Below are 16,193 nucleotides of genomic sequence, written 5' to 3'. Positions count from 1 at the left end.
TTTGGTTTTGTTAGCCGCTCTAAGTCGCACTGATCGCCGGATGCCGCTTCGCCGCCGCGATCATCGCCTGCGCAATCTGCTCCACCCGTATCGACCGAAACTTCCCCGGCGTCACGAACGAAAACAAGGGCAGCGCCTTTTCAAGCAGCCACGGCGTGTGCCGCGACCCGATGATCATCGCGGGCCGGAACACGCTCACGATCGCCGGCCCGCTGGCGCGCACGGCTTCTTCGGCCTCGCCTTTCACCCGGTTGTAACGCGCCATGCCGGCCGCGCCACTGCCGCTGGTCTTCGCCGTCGGGTCTGCCCCTGCGGCGCTCATGAACGCGAGGTGCCGGACCTGGCCCGACGCTCGCAGCGCCCGCGCGAACGCCTCGTTCAGCGCCACATCGACCGCGCGATGCGCTTCCAGTGTGAGCTTCGCGGTGTCGGCGCCGACACCCAGCACGCTGAACCCTTCCAGCTCACCGCCGACCTCCCGCGCCACCTCCAGGGTCGCGGCGGCGAGGGACTTTGGTGCCATGTCGGGCACGAGTTTCTCCACCAACCGGCGGCCCGTGGCGCGGGCCAGCGCGACCGCCTCGGGCAGCGACCGGCGCGACAGGGTGATGACGGTCCCGAAACCCTCGTCGTGGAACAAGGCGTGGAGCAATGCGCCGCCGACGGAGCCGGAGCCGCCGAGGACGATGGCGGTGCGTAGCGGGGTGATCGTGGTGGTCAAGTCTCAAGCCTCGGGGAAAAACGCAGCCGACAGCACCTGCTCTATCGTCGATGCCACGACATCCTTTTCATACGGCGTACCCATTCGAAGCCTCCTTCATCAAGCACAGCCGGGTGCAGTTCCCGATTGTCGGCTTGCTGGCGACACGGTGCTACAGTGCCGTTGCTAGACTTGTATAGCAAACCGATGGAGCCCCCATGCTCGCCCTGCGCCTTCCCCCGGACATCGAGGACAGACTGAACGCCCTGGCCCAGCGCACCGGCCGCACCAAGACCTTCTACGCCCGCGAGGCCATCCTGGAACACTTGGATGACCTGGAAGACCTGTACCTGGCGGAAACGCGGCTGCAGGCGCTGCGCCGAGGTGACGATCAGGCCGTGCCGCTGGAAGAGCTGATGAAGCGCCATGGTCTGGCGGATTGAGTTTTCGCCCCACGCTGCCAAGGAGCTGGACAAGCTGGATGGGCCCGTGGCGCGGCGCATCCTGGGCTTTCTGCATCAGCGGGTGGCCGGGCTGGACGATCCCCGCAGCCTCGGCGAGGCGCTCAAGGGCTCTGCCTTGGGCGAATTCTGGAAATACCGGGTCGGCGATCACCGCATCGTCTGCCACATCGAGGACGGCGTGCTGCGGATCATGGTCGTGCGCATCGGCCATCGGCGCGAGGTCTACCGCTGACCAGAGACTAGACCCCCGACTCTAGTCCGCAGGCACTTGAGCGACAGGTCTCGCCCCTGGCGCGCGGCACACTCCCCCGATCCGCCATCGACCAGGAGCCCGCCTTGCCCCTCTCGCCCATCCTCGCCAACCTCCCGCTGCCCATCATCGGCTCCCCGCTGTTCATCATCAGCAACCCGAAGCTCGTGATCGCCCAGTGCAAGGCCGGCGTCGTCGGCTCGATGCCGGCGCTCAATGCCCGCCCGGCCGCCCAGCTCGACGACTGGCTGGCCGAGATCACCGAGGCGCTGGCCGCCCACAACGCCGCGCACCCGGACGCGCCCGCCGCCCCGTTTGCCATCAACCAGATCGTCCACAAGAGCAACGACCGGCTCGACCACGACATGGCCCTGTGCGCCAAGTACCGGGTGCCGATCGTCATCACCTCGCTCGGCGCCCGCACGGACGTGAACGACGCCGTCCACGCCTGGGGCGGGGTCGTGCTGCACGACATCATCAACAACGCCTTTGCCCACAAGGCGATCGAGAAGGGCGCCGATGGCCTGATCGCGGTCGCGGCGGGCGCGGGCGGACACGCCGGGGTGAAGAGCCCGTTCGCGCTGATCCAGGAGATCCGCCAGTGGTTCGACGGCCCCGTGGCGCTGTCCGGCGCGATCGCCACCGGCGGCGCCGTGCTGGCCGCGCAGGCGATGGGCGCCGACTTCGCCTACATCGGCTCGGCCTTCATCGCCACCGAGGAGGCCCGCGCCAGCGACGCCTACAAGCAGGCCATCGTGGACGGCAACAGCGACGACATCGTCTACAGCAACCTCTTCACTGGCGTCCACGGCAACTACCTGAAGCCGTCGATCCGCGCCGCCGGGCTCGACCCGGACCACCTGCCGGAAAGCGACCCGTCGAAGATGAACTTCGGCGGTGACGCGAAGAAGGCGTGGAAGGACATCTGGGGCTGCGGGCAGGGCATCGGGGCGGTGGACGCCGTGGTGCCCGCCGCCGAGCGGGTGGCGCGGCTGCGGCGCGAGTACGAAGCGGCGCGGGTGCGGCTCAGTCGGTGACCGGGCGCGCCGGGTTGCCGTGCCAGCGCGAGTCTGGCGCGGGCTGCTCGCCTTTCATCAGGAAGGTGTCGGTGTCGAACACCACCCGGTCCCCCGCCACCACGCCGTAGTGGACAAACGCCCGCGTGCCAAGCGTCACGTCGTCGCCGAGCCGGATGTGGTCCGACTTGAACAGCCCGTCTTCGAGCGAATGGCCCTGGATCAGCGCCGTCTCGCCCAGCGTGGCGTGGTCGCCGAGCGTGGTGAGGGTCTTCTCGGTGATCGAGCCGCCGTCGTCCAGCAACTGCCGCCCGACCCGCACGCCCAGCGCCCGCCACACCAGGCCCATGAACGGCGTGCCGCGCAGCAGGACCATCAGCACGCTGTCGCCGGCCAGCCCGAGTTTCCAGAAGCGTTCATGGCGCCAGAACGCCGGGTCCAGCACCGCGTCGGTGCGTGGCACCAGCGCCCGCCCCAGCAGGCTGGCCCGGTCCACCCCGACGAACCAGAGCACCTGCACGACCAGCGCCACCACCGAGCCGATCGCCAGCGACAGCGCCCCCGGCAGCGGCAAGCCCACATAGGCGCCGTAGAACACGACGGCCGCCAGCGCCGCGCCGCCGGCCCGTGCGGCCAGGAACAGCGCCATCGTCCGCCCGTTCGAGTGCCGCTTGCGCCGCAGCGCGTCGGCGCGCCAGACGGGGTCGAGCAGCCGCGCATCCGGCTGGTCGCGCAGCACCGAGCGCGGGATCTCGAAGCACGGCGAGCCGAGCAGCCCGACGTTCTCGCGCAGCGGCCCGTCGATCGGCACCATCGTCCGCGTGGCGAGCAGGCAGTTGTCGCCGGTGCGCGCGCCGGCCGGGAACAGCACGCCGTTGCCGATGAAGTTGCGCGCGCCGATCTCGGCCTGCCCGACCCGGAACTGCCCGGCCGACAGGTCGGTGTTGCTGACGAGCAGGCCGTCGGAGACCATCGTGCCGCTGCCGAAGGTGCACAGCGTCGGCACGTCGTGGGTCTGGCTCATGCCGAAGTTCGAGCCGGTCTGCTCCAGCGCGGGCATGCGGTAGCCGATGGCCTGCAGCCAGGTGGTGGCGAACTGGCTGTCGCCCGCCAGCGCGTTGTGGAACTTCGAGTTGCTCCAGGCGGTGATCCACTGCAGCAGCAGGTACTGCGGGCCGTAGAGCGGATAGCTCCGGCCTGGTGTCAGCAGGCGCGCCAGCCAGCGCGGCAGCGTCACCATCACCAGCGCCCACACCGCCGCGCCGGCCAGCAGCCCCCCGGCGCCGACCAGGGCGACCAGCCCCAGCGACTCCCAGTGGCTCGGGTGGGCATGGCCGAGCAGGTGCAGCCCGAAGCGCTCCTCCAGCCGCTGGCCCTGTTCGCTGCTGACGAGGTAGAGCCCCCACAGCGGCAGCGGCAGCGACACCAGCACCAGCAGGCCGAGCTGGGCCAGGGTAAACAGCCCGAGTCGCCAGCGCCCGGGCGGCGGGCCGTCGGGTAGGCGCCGGTAGTCGGTGTCGGTGGGCTGGGCGGGTGAGCCGTGGGCGCGCTGGCCGGCGGCGATGCGCTGGCCGGGCAGCAGCGCCGAGCTGTGGCCGAGCTGGCTGCCGTCGGCCATCGCGGTGTCGATGTCGAGCACGGTGGATTCGCCGATGAAGCAGCCCCGGCCGATCGTGACCGCGCCCGTGCGCACCCGGCCGGCCTCGACGCGGTAGCCGTTGAGCAGCACATGGCGGCCGATGACGCTGTCGTCGCCGACGGTGAGCAGGTCGGTGCAGACCGGCATCAGCGGCGTGGCCACCAGCACGCGGCGGCCGATGCGTGCCCCGAGCAGGCGCAGGTAGGCGCTGTACAGCGGCGAGCCGGCGAAGAGCACGACCGGGTTGAAGCGCAGCAGTTGGCGCACTGCCCAGAAGCGCAGGTATGTGCCGCCCCAGGCCGGGAACTCGCGCGCCGTCCAGCGGCCGATCAGCAGCCACTTGAGCACCACCGGCAGCGCCACGGCCCAGAGCCACAGGCCCGCCCCCAGCCCGATCGCCCGCCCGAAGGCGCGCAGCGGGTCGGTCTCGGCCAGCAGCCAGTCCAGCCCGGCCAGCATCGGCCAGAACTGCGCTGCGGCATAGGCCAGCACTATCAGCACCTGCGCCACGCCGCAGCCGAGGTAGGCGAGGCGGTGGGCGTGGTGGGGCGCCGCTGCAGTCGCCGCGGCCGTCGTCGCCGAGGGGGCGGCAGCAGCGGCAGCGGCGGAGGCCGTGCCGTCCAGGTGCCGGGCCAGCAGGCGCACCGACGGGTGCTGGTAGAGATCGGCCATCGACAGCGCCGGCCGCGCCAGCGTGCGCCGCAGCCGTGCGCCCAGCCCCGCCATCAGCAGCGAATTGGCGCCAAGATCGTCGAAAAAATGCGCGCTGGCCGGTACCCGGTCCAGCTGCAGCACCTCGGTGAGCGTCGCGGCGATGGTGGTTTCGGTCGGGCCTTCGGGCGGATCGTCCTCGGCGGCCGACTCGGCGGGCAGGCGGCCGGTGGGCGGTGGCAATGCCTTGCGGTCGGCCTTGTCGCTGGCCAGCATCGGCATCTCGGCCAGGCATTCGTAGCAGCTCGGCACCATGAACGCCGGCAACTGCTCGCGCAGGCGGCGGCGCAGGGCCTGGGGGTCTACGGCGGTATGACCAGGCCGCAGCGTGTAGTAGGCGACCAGCTCGACCGCCCCCGGCGCGAAGGCATGCGCCTGCACGACCGCCTGGCGCACGCCGGCCTGCTGCATCAGCACCGACTCGATCTCGGACAGCTCGATGCGGTAGCCGCGGATCTTGACCTGGGTGTCGATGCGGCCGAGGTACTCGACGCGGCCGTCGTCGCGCAGCCGGCCGAGGTCGCCGGTGCGGTAGAGGCGGCCGGACGGGTTCGGCTGCACGCCGACGAAGTCGTCGATGAACGCCCGCGCCGTCTGGTCCGGCCGGTTCAGGTAACCCTGCGCCACGCCGACGCCCGCGATCACGATCTCGCCGACCTCGCCCAGCGGCAGCACCCGGCGCTCGTCCGGCGCCAGGATCAGCACCGTGTACGTCGGCAGCGGCCGGCCGATCGTCACCACCGGCGCAGCGGGGTCGAGCACCTCCAGCGTCGCGGTGACCGTCGTCTCGGTCGGCCCGTAGGCGTTGAGCATGCGCCGTGTCGGCGTGGCCCAGCGCTGCACGAGGTCACGCGGGCAGGCCTCGCCCGAGACGATCAGCAGCCGCAGGTCGGGCAGGTCCGCCTCGATCGTCGCCAGCAGCGTCGGCACGCAGCACAGCGCCGTGATGCGCCGCGCTGCCAGGAATTGCGCCAGGTCTTCGCCGAGCAGGCTGGTGCCGCTCTGGTTGGGGTGCAGCGTCGCGCCGACGCACAGCGGCACCCAGGTCTCCTCGACCGCGAAGTCGAAGGCCATGGTCAGGCCCTGGTAGACCTGGTCATCCGGGCGGTAGCCGTAGGTCTCGGCGGCGACGCGCACGAAGTTGCAGATCTGCGCCTGCTCGATCGGCACGCCCTTGGGCCGGCCGGTCGAGCCGGAGGTGTAGATCACGTAGCACAGCGGGTCGTCGCAGCCGGCGCCGTCCGGCATGGTGTCGGCCAGATCCTGCGCACTCAGCCGCTCGCCCGAGGTGTCGCAGGCGAGCTGGTCCACGCACAGTCCCGGCACCGGCAGCGCCCCCAGCCGCTCGGCATAGCGCGACACGCTCAGCACCCGGCGCACCCCGGCGTCCTCGCAGATGAAGGCGCAGCGGTCGTCGGGGAAGCCGGGGTCGAGCGGGACGTAGGCCGCGTGCAGCTTGAGCACCGCCAGCATGGCGATGTGGCTGTGGACCGACTTGTCGAACAGCAGCGCCACCCGGTCGCCGGGCCGCACGTCGCCCGTGGCCAGCAGGTGCCGCGCCAGCTGGTTGGCGCGGCGGTCGAGGTCGGCGTAGCTGAGCGTGGCCTCTTCGCTGCACAGGGCGATGCGGTCGGCGCAGCCCTCGCGGGCCAGCGCGTCACAGCGGGCTTCGAAGAGGTGGTGCAGCCGCTCGCCGGGTTGCCAGCGCAGGCGGTGGTCGGCGTCGGGCTGCTGCAGGAGGGTGGGCGACGGGTGGGCGAGGTCCATCGGCTCAGGCGGCGTGGCGCAGCGAAGTCGCCAGCGTGTCGGTGACCGCGCCGTGCAGGATGGACAGGCCGTGCTCCAGCAGCGGCAGCGGCGTGTTCAGCGGCGCCAGCACCTTGAGCACCTGGTCGTGCGCCCCCGAGGTCTCGATCACCAGCCCGCGTGCGAAGGCCAGGCTGCACACCTGCCCGGCCAGCTCGCCGCTGACCACGTCCAGTCCCTGCATCATCCCGCGGCCCTTGAGGATGGAGCCCGGCACCTCGCGGCCGATGCGCTCCAGGTGGGCATGGGTCAGCGCGGCCCGGCGGGCGATCTCGGCCTCGAAGCCGGGTTCGCGCCAGTAGGTCTGCAGCGCGGCGGTGGCGGTGACGAAGGCGTGGGTGTTGCCGCGGAAGGTGCCGTTGTGCTCGGCCGGACGCCACTGGTCGTGGTCCGGGTGCACCAGCACCAGCGCCATCGGCAGCCCGAAACCCGACAGCGACTTCGACATCGCCACCAGGTCCGGCACGATGCCCATCGGCTCGAAGCTGAAGAAGGTGCCGGTGCGGCCACAGCCGGCCTGCACGTCGTCGACGATCAGCAGCGCGCCATGGCGGCGGGCGAGGGCGGCGATGCGCTGCGCCCAGCCGACCGAGGCGGCGTTGAGGCCGCCTTCGCCCTGCACGGTTTCCAGCAGGATCGCCGCGGGCGCGTCCACGCCGCTGGAGGGGTCGTCCAGCAGCCGCGCGAGCAGGTCGGCCGTGTCCACGTCCGGACCCATGTAGCCGTCGAACGGCACCCGCGTCACGCCCGATAGCGGCAGGCCCATGCGGTTGTAGGCGCTGCCCGTGGCGGCCAGCGCGCCCAGCGTCACGCCGTGGTAGCCGTTGGTGAAGGCGATGATGTTGTGGCGCCCGGTGACCTTGCGGGCCAGCTTCATCGCGGCCTCGACCGCATTGGTGCCGGTCGGTCCGGTGAACTGGACCCGGTGCGGCAGGCCACGCGGTTTCAGGATCACCGACTCGAAGGTGTCGAGGAAGGCCCGCTTGGCGGTCGAGTGCAGGTCCAGCCCCATCGCCAGGCCGTCGGCGCCGATGTGCGCCAGCAGCGCCTCGCGCATGGCCGGGTCGTTGTGGCCGTAGTTCAGCGCGGCGCAGCCGGCGAGGAAGTCGATGTACTCGCGGCCGGCTTCGTCGCGCATCAGGCTGCCGCGGGCCGAAGTGAAGACCGTGTCGAAGCGGCGGCAATACCCGCGCGCGGCCGATTCGCGGCGCAGGAAGACCGAGCGGTCGTTGGTGCCGGTGCCCGGCACGGTGCCCTGGGTGCCGTGGGTGCTGTGAAGGGAATGGGAGGTGGGGGTGAGAGGGGGTGTCATGTCCGTTCCTTCCTGCTGCGGTGGACATGTAGTATCAAAAATGCGTCTAAAAGTAACCTTATGTAATATTTCTGTGCAGGGTTGTTCCGCGACAAGTCTGTGCCATCGCGGTGTTCAGCGTGGCACGCACCAGACCGCTCCCGTGGCGAACGTGCCGGGCTGGCAGCCACTGCCGGTGGTGGGACCGGGACTGGGACCGGTGGCGGGCGGCCGGACGACCGGGGATGTGGTTCCCGACACCAGCGGCTCCGTGGAGCGCAGCGCATCCCGTTCGAGCCGACCGAGACTGGCTGCCAGCCGCCAGCTCGACAGCCGCTGGCGCGAGCGGGCCTGCTGCTGTTCGATCAGGGCGTCCGTCCAGTCCTGGCGCACGCTCAGCAGGTCGGCGAGGCTGGCCTCCGCGTCGTCGCTCTGGTAGCGCGCCGTTTCCGCGGACAGCAGCCCGCGCGCAAGCCGGACCAGATCCTGGTACTCGGCCTGCAGCGCGGTGGCGGTCCGCCATTCCTGGTAGGCCTCCCATGCGCCGGTCGCGAGCCGCTGGCGCTGGTCGTCCAGCGCGGTGAGGGCGGCTTCATGTTCCACGCGGGCCGCCTGGCGCTGCGCCTGGCGCACGCCGCCGTCGAACAGCGGCCAGCTCAGCGCCAGCGTGGTCTGGCGCGCGGAGCCGGACAGCGGCGCGCCGTCGGCGCTGTCCCCAGTGCGCCGGCCACGGCCGAGCGAGTGGCTCAGCCCGAGGGTCGGCCGTCCGGCACGTTCCGACTGGTCCAGCGAGGCGCGGGCAGCGCCGGCCCGTGCACGCGCTGCGGCCAGCTCCGGGTGCTGGTCGAGGGCTTGCGCCAGACTGCGTTCGGTGGCGCTCAGTGCGTCCGCCGTGGCGAGTGCGCCGAAGGTGCTGCTGTCCGGCTCCAGCGCAGAGGTGCCGGCGAACACGGGCCATGCCGCATCCGGTGCACGGCCGGTCAAGGCGGACAGGCGGGCATGTGCCACGGCCAGCGCCAGCGCAGCGTCTCGCAGGCCGATCTGGTTGCGGGTGCGGGCCTGGCGCAGTTCCAGCAGTTCGGTGTGTTCGGTCCGGCCGGCGCGGTGGCGTTGCTGCAGCGCCGGGTGCAGGGCTGCGAGGACGTCCAGCAAGGCCTGTCGGGCCTGCACGGCCTGCTGCGCATCGAGCACGGCGTGGTAGGCCTGTGCGGTGTCCAGCAGCACGGACTGGAAGGCGCTGTCCCGTTGTGCCATCGCTTCCGTGACGGCCAGCCGGGCGACGCGGGTGGCCCCTTCCTGGCGCCCGCCGTCGAGCAGCAGCCAGCCCAGCTCCAGCGTCGCCGTGCGGCTGCGGCTGTTGCTGGATGCCAGTGCGCCGGATTCGCGTCCGGCCTCCAGCCGCAGGGCCAGCTCCGGACGTGCGCTGGCCAGCTGGCCCTCCAGGCGGGCGGACTGGAGCTGGATCTGTTGCCAGGCCAGCCGTGTGCGGCTGTCGGCGCACAAGGCTTCATCGAGCAGATTGGTCAGGTGTGCCGAGGGCTGCGCCGCCTGCAGGCAGGGCATGGGCGGGCGCGGCTGTGCCGACAGCGCCGTGCCGAGCAGGCAGGCCGGCAGCCACAGCAGCGGGATTTGCCACAGGCGCCACCGCATGCGTCGCGGTGTGCTGCGGTGGCTGTCCGGTGACGGCCCGGACGGGAGAGGACAGCGAGGGCAGGACGTGCGCTTCATCGGCGCACATTCTAGTTTCAGTTCGTTACACCATGAGGGCGCCCGGACCGGTGGCTGGTGCTGGTGATCCAGTCGGCGATCCGGCCCAGTGGCAGCACCTCCTGTGCGGCGCCGAGCCGGATCGCTTCGGCCGGCATGCCGAAGACGATGCAGCTCGCTTCGTCCTGCGCGGCCGTCGCGGCCCCGGCCTCGCGCATCTCCAGCAGCCCGCGCGCGCCGTCGGCTCCCATGCCCGTCATGATGATGCCCACCGCCTGCCGGCCCGCGCAGCGCGCCACGGACGAGAACAGCACGTCCACCGACGGCCGGTGGTGGTTGACCGGCGGGCCGTCCCGGACCTCGACGGCGTACTGGCTGCCCTGGCGGCGCAGCGTCATCTGCTTGCCGCCGGGTGCGATGAGCACCCGCCCGTCGTGCACCACGTCGCCGTCGCGGGCCTCCAGCACCTCCAGCGCGTACTGGCTGTTCAGCCGTGCCGCGAACGAGGCGGTGAACTTCTCGGGCATGTGCTGGACGAGGACGATGCCGGGATTTTCCGGTCCGAGGTGGCGCAGCACGGCTTCGATCGACTGCACGCCCCCGGTGGAGATCCCGATCGCGACGACCCGGGAAGACGGACGGCCCGCCGAGGTCCGGGGGCTGGTGGCGACCGGTGACATGGGCATGGGCATGGGCATGCCCTGGGTGGCTGGTGCCGTGTGCAGGGGCGTTGCGTGCGGTGGGGACACCGTCGCATGGGGGCGCCCAGCCGGTGCGCACACGGCCGCGCGCGCAGCCTGGCGCACCGCCGTGACCAGCGCCTGGTCCGAGTCGCCCGCGCTGCCCGAGGCCGCCGCCGCCCGGGCCGCTGTCGGCGAGCGCCGCACGGCGAAGGCCACGGCACCGGCCGCGAGGGCGCTCTGCACGACCGGGTCTGTCGGCTCCAGGTGGGCGGCGCAGACCACGACGGGTGTCGGACGCTCGGCATGGAGCCGCTTCAGGAAGCCGGTGATGTCGAGCCGCGGCCACTCGATGTCCAGCACGATGACATTCGGCCAGCGGGCCTGCAGTTTCGGCCAGGCGAAGCCGGGGTCGGTTGCGGTGCCCGTGATCTCGAAGCCGGCCGCGGCCAGCGACTGGTGCAGATGCAGCCGTCCGACGGCGGACGGGTCGATGAGGAACAGGTGCGGTGCCACGCGGTGGGTGTCCTGTGGACTCAGGCGTGGCGGTAGACCGCCGGGGCGATGCCGACCGTCGGGATGCCGAGATTGGCGATGGATTCGGCGTGGCCGGTGAACAGCAGTCCGTCCGGTTTCAGCCGCGTCAGCACCCGCTTGACGATGTCCGCCTTGCCGGGGTTGTCGAAATAGATCAGCACGTTGCGCAGGAAGATCAGGTCGAACTGCCCGATCTCGGGCAGCGTGCGGGTCAGGTTGGCGCACTCGAAGCGCACCAGCTGGCGCAGCTCGGGCGCCACCATCAGCTTGCCGAGGTTGTCGCCCTGGCCTTTCAGGCACCAGCGCTTGAGCAGCGGCGTGGGCGTCAGCCGGGCACGCTCGATGGGGTAGAGGCCGCGCCGGGCGGTGTCGACCATCGCGGTGGAGAGGTCGGTGCCGATCACCTGCCAGCCTTTCAGACCGAAATGTTCGCCCAGCACCATGGCGATGCTGTACGCCTCTTCGCCGGAGGAGCTGGCCGCGCTCCAGACCCGGAAGTCTCCCGAGGCCGTGCTGCTGCGGCGCTCCGCCAGCAGGCGGCGCAGGTGCTCGAAGTGCTGCGGCTCGCGGAAGAAGTAGGTTTCGTTGGTGGTCAACTTGTCGACCACCTTGACCATTTCCTGTGCGTCACCCTCGCGCATCAGCAGGTCGACATAGGCGTCCACATCGCGCAGGCCGCGGGCCTGGGCCAGCTTCTGCAGCCGCCCGGCGACCAGGGCCTGCTTGGCGTCGGAGAGCTGGATGCCGGAGACCTGACGGAACATGGTCGTGACGGCCTGGAAGGAATTCTTGGAAAGCATGGTCGGTGTCCCGGGGCATCGAGAGGGTGATTCAGAACGCGCTGTTCAGAACGCGCTGAACTGGTGGTCTTCGGACACGGGCTTGCGCCGTGGAACGCTGTCGTGGGAGACCCGCAGCGCAGGCATGGCGGCGGGTTCGGAGCGGGTGAGCCGGAAGCTGGCCATCATGTCCTTGAGCGCCATGGCCTGGCCGGACAACTCTTCCGCGGTGGCCGACAGCTCTTCGGAGGCCGCCGCGTTCTGCTGGGTCGTGTGGTTGAGCTGGTGCATCGCCGTGGTGATCTGCTGCACGCCCTGGGCCTGCTCGCCCGACGCGGTGGAGATCTCCTGCACGAGCTGGCTGGTGCGGGCGATGCCCGGCACCATGCGCGTGAGCACGGCTCCGGCCTGTTCCGCGAGCCGGACGCTGGAGCCTGCGAGCTGGCCGATCTCCTGCGCGGCGATCTGGCTGCGCTCGGCCAGCTTGCGCACCTCGGCAGCGACCACGGCGAAGCCCTTGCCGTGTTCGCCCGCGCGGGCGGCTTCGATGGCGGCGTTCAGCGCCAGCAGGTTGGTCTGGTAGGCGATGTCGTCGATGATCGAGATCCGGGCGGCGATCGAGGTCATCGCCTCGGCCGTGCGGGAGACGGCCTGGCCGCCGTCCTGCGCTTCGCGGGAGGCCTCGGCGGCCATGGCGTTGGTGGTGCCGGCGTTGGTCGAGGTCAGCTGGATCGAGCTGGCCATCTGCAGCAGCGAGGCGGTGGTCTCCTCGACGCTGGCGGCCTGCTCCGACGCCGAATGCGACAGGGTCTGGGAGGTGCTGGAGACCTGGTGCGCCGCGACGCTGAGCGCCTGTGCCGCCAGACTGACCTCGGCCAGTGTCGAGGCCAGGCGCATCACGGTGCTGTTGACCGCGCCCTGCAGTTCGGCGAATGCGCCCTGGTACCGGCCTTCGACCTGCCGGGTCAGATCGCCTTGCTCCACCGCGGCCATCGTCGCGCGGACGGCGTCCAGCGGCGTGACGATGGCGTCCAGCGTCTGGTTGATGCCTTCGACGATGCGGCGGAAGTCCCCCTCGTGGCGCCCCGCATCGGCCCGCGCGTCCAGGCGACCGGCCAGCGCCGCCCGCACCAGCCCGTCCGTGTCGGCGACCAGCGTCTGCAGATGGGCGCGGACCTGCTCGATCGCCTGGTTGATGAACACCTTCTGCCCCGGCAGGGTGGCCAGCGGCGCGTCGAACTGGCCACACCCGAAGGCCCGCACCACCTCCAGCGCCTGCCGCTGGACCTGGATGTGGTCGTGCACGGTGGCGTTCACCAGCTCGGCCACCTGCCGGTACTCGCCTTGGAAGCCGGCCGGATCGATCCAGGTGTCGATGTCGCCGCGGGCGTGGGCGTCCGACAGGCGGCGCAGTTCGGACAGCAGTGCACGTATCGTCAGGCGGACGGTCTCGAACGAGCGGGCGATGTGGGCGAGTTCGTCCCGGCCGTGCAGCTCCTGGCCTGCGTCCAGCTCGCCGCGTGCCGCTGCCGCGGCCTGTTCGCCGATGCGCCGGGCGGTGCGCCCCATGGCACGGACGATGCCCACCGACAGATAGACCGCCAGCAGCACGCCGCTGATGGCCACTGCCGCCATGAGGTTGCGCGAGCGGGTCAGCGCCTCCTCGCGCGCCGCGAGCAGGGTCTGCAGGCGCACGATGCTGGTGTTGTGCACGGTGTCGATCTGGTCGAGTGCCTCGGAGCCGCTGCGCAGCATGGCCATCGGGTCGCGGCGCAGCATGTCGTGCTGGGTGGCGAGCGTGTCCACCTGGGCCAGGTAGCGCCCCACCGTGGCCCCCGCTTCTTTCCAGCCCGCCGGCATGTGTTCACCCACCCGCGCCATGGCGTCGAAGCGTGCCTGGACGTCCATCTGGCTGTCGATCAGACGCCGCCGCACCAGCGCGAGTGCTGCGGCATCGCCGGGCTGCCAGCCGTCCCGCGCCAGGGACTGGGCCGTGAAGTCCCGCAGCTGTGCCACGGCCTCGGCATGGCCGCCGATGCGGCTGAAGGTCAGGTCCATCAGCAGATAGCTGGGGGCTTCCGGATCGAGCATCAGCCCGCTGGCCTCGGCCACCAGGTCCACCATGGCCTGGGTGTCGTGCACCAGCCGATCGTGGCGCTGCGCGATGGCATCGCCCGATTCGCCCGCACGGGTGTGGTGCAGCAGGCTGTCGCGCAGACTGGTCCAGGGGCCGCTCAGGTTCAGCCCGGACGCCTGGATCTGGGCATCCACGCCCGCCAGGGCTTTGCGCAGCGCCTGCCGGGAGTCCTCCGTGGCGGTGCGGGCGGACGCGGATGTTGCCGAGAGCGTCTGTTCGCTGTGCCAGCGGTGCAGCAGCAGGGCCACATCCATCAGTCCGTGGGCGACGGGAATGCCGGAGAGTTCGGCGCGCGTGAAGGCGACGGCCTCGCTCTCCTTGCGCACCAGGGTGACCAGCAGCAGCACCAGCGGCACCAGCAGCAGCGCCACGACCAGACCGAGCTTGACCCCCAGGCGCAGTTGCCGTGTCAGCGCGGTGACGGGAGAAAACAGCAGCGAGAGCGGTGATGTCCGGGCAGTGTTCATGGGGCTTCCGATGCGAGACGGGGCGACCGTGGAGAGTCGGTGTGCAGGCGGGCCAGCGCGGGCACATCGAGGATGAGGGCCACCTCGCCATTGCCGAGGATGGTCGATCCCGCGATGCAGGGCAGGTGGCGGAACAGCGGTCCGAGCGGCTTGATGACCGTCTGGTGCTCGCCCAGCAGGCGGTCGACCAGCAACCCGATGCGCCCCATGCCGCTGCGCACGACGATCAGGCTCTGCCGTCCCGGGCGTTCACCGCCGAGGCCGAAACACACCCGCAGGTCCAGGTAGGGCAGCACCTGGCCCCGCAGGTCCAGGCAACCGCTCGCCGCGGGCATACCGGATGGCCGCCGTGCACCCAGACCGGCGGGGGTCTCGATGCATTCGGTGACGATGTCGAGCGGCAGCACATAGCCGACGTCAGCGACGCGGGTCAGGAAGCCGTCGATGATGGCCAGCGTCAGCGGCAGACGGATCTGCACCAGCGTGCCTTCGCCGGGCTGGCTGCGCAGCAGGATCTGGCCGCGCAGCGACTCCACCTGTCGGCGCACCACGTCCATGCCCACCCCGCGTCCGGACAGGTCGGTCACCTGCTCTGCGGTGGAAAAACCGGGTGCGAACAGCAGCTCGTGCACCTGCGCATCGTCCAGGATCGTCCCGGGAGCGACGAGACCCCGCGACACGGCCTTGGCCAGGATGCGCCCGCGGTCGAGGCCACGGCCGTCGTCCGAGACCTCGATCACCACGCTGCCGGCTTCCTGGCGGGCCTGCAGGCGCAGCAGTCCGCCCGCGGGCTTGTGGTGCGCGGTGCGTTCGGCTGGGGTTTCCAGGCCGTGGTCCAGGCTGTTGCGCACCAGGTGCATCAGCGGATCCGCGATGGCGTCGACCATGATCCGGTCGAGTTCGGTGTCGCCGCCGAGGATCTCCAGCGTGACCTCCTTGCCCAGTCCCCGGCTGATGTCGCGCACGACGCGCTGGAAGCGGCTGAAGGTCTGGCCGATCGGCACCATGCGCAGCGCCAGCGCGCCGTCCCGCGCCGACTGCACCAGCGCATGCACCCGCTGGCTGGCCTCGATGCAGGCCGGTGCGCGCGATTCGCGCGCTGCGCTGGTGGCGCCCGAGCCGGCGATCACCAGCTCGCCGATCAGGTCGACCAGCCGGTCGAGCTTGTCGGCGCGCACGCGGATGAAGCGGACTTCGTCGGTGGAGCGGGGCCCCGAGGCCGATGGAGATGCCGTTGCGGTGGCCACCGCGGACACCTCGGCGGGTGGTGGGGGCGCCGGTGGCACGGTCGCCTCCGCGGCGTGTGGCGTGGCCTGCACGGTCAGCGTGCAGTCGTCGCGCAGGAAGTCGAACACGTCCTCGATCGCGGCGCGTGTGGCCGGACTCTCCAGCGTGATGTCGAAGTCGAGCCAGCAGCCTTCGGGGTCGAGTGCCTGGAGCGTGGGCAGTCGGGTGTGCTGTGTGTGCACCGCGCGCACGGTGCCCAGGGTGTCGAGGTAGCGGATGAAGGACAGGGGGTCCAGCCCGTTGCGCAGGGCGTCCGGGCCCATCTGCAGCGAGATCTGCCAGTGTCCGGTGCTGGTGGCGACGCTGGCGCTGGCGGCGCGGGCGACCGCGCCGGTGTCGTGCCGGGCGGGCGGGGCGTCAGGCATTTCCTGGGCCGTGTGCAGCGCCGCCACCAGGGCGGCCAGGGTGTCGCCGCCTTGCAGCAGCGTCACCATCGTCGCGTCGGTGAGTGCCTGACTGCCGTCGCGCAGTGCGTCGAGGATGCCTTCGAGCGTGTGGGTCTCGCGCACCAGGGCGTCGAGGCCGAACATGCCCGCGGCGCCCTTGAGCGTGTGCGCGGCGCGGAAGGCCTCGTGCACGGCTTCGCCATCGCCTGGATCCTGTTCCATGCGCAGCAGGCCTTGCTCCAGCTGGCGCAGGGTGTCGAGGGCTTCGTCCATGAAGCCCGCCCGCGCGGTGGCCAGGATCTCGTCGTCGATGCTCATGTCAGTGGGGACCGGGGT

The 16,193-nt window shown here is 71.1% G+C and carries 11 protein-coding genes; 3 read left to right on the top strand and 8 right to left on the bottom strand.

Going from position 1 to position 16,193, the window contains the following annotated elements; genetic code table 11:
* Positions 1–19: 19 nt before the first annotated feature.
* On the bottom strand, positions 20–721 hold the full coding sequence (locus U5O44_RS07790; protein ID WP_322587872.1) for a Rossmann-fold NAD(P)-binding domain-containing protein: 702 nt from the start codon (positions 719–721) through the stop codon (positions 20–22).
* A 197-nt stretch (positions 722–918) separates the two neighbouring features.
* On the opposite strand from U5O44_RS07790, the gene relB reads away from it, so the two are divergent.
* From relB to U5O44_RS07775, 3 genes are all read left to right on the top strand, one after another.
* On the top strand, positions 919–1,143 hold the full coding sequence (relB, locus tag U5O44_RS07785; protein WP_322587871.1) for a type II toxin-antitoxin system RelB family antitoxin: 225 nt from the start codon (positions 919–921) through the stop codon (positions 1,141–1,143).
* On the top strand, positions 1,127–1,396 hold the full coding sequence (locus U5O44_RS07780) for a type II toxin-antitoxin system RelE family toxin (protein WP_322587870.1): 270 nt from the start codon (positions 1,127–1,129) through the stop codon (positions 1,394–1,396). Before relB ends, U5O44_RS07780 begins: the two co-directional genes overlap by 17 nt.
* A 104-nt stretch (positions 1,397–1,500) precedes the next feature.
* Complete coding sequence (locus U5O44_RS07775) at positions 1,501–2,451, top strand: NAD(P)H-dependent flavin oxidoreductase (protein ID WP_322587869.1); 951 nt, start codon at positions 1,501–1,503, stop codon at positions 2,449–2,451.
* Here the strand turns inward: U5O44_RS07775 and U5O44_RS07770 are convergent.
* The 7 genes from U5O44_RS07770 to U5O44_RS07740 all read right to left on the bottom strand — a co-directional run bounded on the left by U5O44_RS07770 (position 2,441) and on the right by U5O44_RS07740 (position 16,175).
* Positions 2,441–6,547, bottom strand: a complete 4,107-nt coding sequence (locus U5O44_RS07770; protein WP_322587868.1) for a Pls/PosA family non-ribosomal peptide synthetase — start codon at positions 6,545–6,547, stop codon at positions 2,441–2,443. The two genes, U5O44_RS07775 and U5O44_RS07770, sit on opposite strands and share 11 nt — an antisense overlap.
* A gap of 4 nt (positions 6,548–6,551) precedes the next feature.
* Entirely contained in the window at positions 6,552–7,898 is a 1,347-nt protein-coding gene (gene ectB, locus U5O44_RS07765) for a diaminobutyrate--2-oxoglutarate transaminase (protein WP_322587867.1), read from the bottom strand.
* A gap of 114 nt (positions 7,899–8,012) precedes the next feature.
* On the bottom strand, positions 8,013–9,527 hold the full coding sequence (locus U5O44_RS07760; RefSeq protein WP_322587866.1) for a TolC family protein: 1,515 nt from the start codon (positions 9,525–9,527) through the stop codon (positions 8,013–8,015).
* Between the two features lie 95 nt (positions 9,528–9,622).
* The gene (gene cheB, locus U5O44_RS07755) at positions 9,623–10,780 is read right to left on the bottom strand and encodes a chemotaxis-specific protein-glutamate methyltransferase CheB (protein ID WP_322587865.1); all 1,158 of its coding nucleotides are present in this window, start codon (positions 10,778–10,780) and stop codon (positions 9,623–9,625) included.
* A 20-nt stretch (positions 10,781–10,800) separates the two neighbouring features.
* Positions 10,801–11,601, bottom strand: coding sequence for a CheR family methyltransferase (locus tag U5O44_RS07750; RefSeq protein WP_322587864.1), 801 nt, complete (start codon positions 11,599–11,601; stop codon positions 10,801–10,803).
* Positions 11,602–11,646: 45 nt separating this feature from the next.
* On the bottom strand, positions 11,647–14,184 hold the full coding sequence (locus U5O44_RS07745; protein WP_322587863.1) for a methyl-accepting chemotaxis protein: 2,538 nt from the start codon (positions 14,182–14,184) through the stop codon (positions 11,647–11,649).
* Entirely contained in the window at positions 14,181–16,175 is a 1,995-nt protein-coding gene (locus U5O44_RS07740) for a chemotaxis protein CheA (protein ID WP_322587862.1), read from the bottom strand. Before U5O44_RS07740 ends, U5O44_RS07745 begins: the two co-directional genes overlap by 4 nt.
* Between the last annotated feature and the right edge of the window lie 18 nt (positions 16,176–16,193).

Origin of the sequence: Sphaerotilus sp. (assembly GCF_034519685.1) — a bacterium.
In the GTDB taxonomy this organism is placed as follows: domain Bacteria; phylum Pseudomonadota; class Gammaproteobacteria; order Burkholderiales; family Burkholderiaceae_C; genus Sphaerotilus.
The sequence above is the reverse complement of the archived record's forward strand: the minus strand, read 5'-3'. Positions and strand labels throughout refer to the sequence as shown.

What these genes read in the sequence shown, in the direction of transcription:
- relB (WP_322587871.1), top strand. Translation starts at nt 919, where the DNA reads ATGCTCGCCCTGCGCCTTCCCCCGGACATCGAGGACAGACTGAACGCC.
- U5O44_RS07780 (WP_322587870.1), top strand. Translation starts at nt 1,127, where the DNA reads ATGGTCTGGCGGATTGAGTTTTCGCCCCACGCTGCCAAGGAGCTGGAC.
- U5O44_RS07770 (WP_322587868.1), bottom strand. Translation starts at nt 6,547, where the DNA reads ATGGACCTCGCCCACCCGTCGCCCACCCTCCTGCAGCAGCCCGACGCC.
- ectB (WP_322587867.1), bottom strand. Translation starts at nt 7,898, where the DNA reads ATGACACCCCCTCTCACCCCCACCTCCCATTCCCTTCACAGCACCCAC.
- U5O44_RS07760 (WP_322587866.1), bottom strand. Translation starts at nt 9,527, where the DNA reads ATGCGGTGGCGCCTGTGGCAAATCCCGCTGCTGTGGCTGCCGGCCTGC.
- U5O44_RS07750 (WP_322587864.1), bottom strand. Translation starts at nt 11,601, where the DNA reads ATGCTTTCCAAGAATTCCTTCCAGGCCGTCACGACCATGTTCCGTCAG.
- U5O44_RS07745 (WP_322587863.1), bottom strand. Translation starts at nt 14,184, where the DNA reads ATGAACACTGCCCGGACATCACCGCTCTCGCTGCTGTTTTCTCCCGTC.
- U5O44_RS07740 (WP_322587862.1), bottom strand. Translation starts at nt 16,175, where the DNA reads ATGAGCATCGACGACGAGATCCTGGCCACCGCGCGGGCGGGCTTCATG.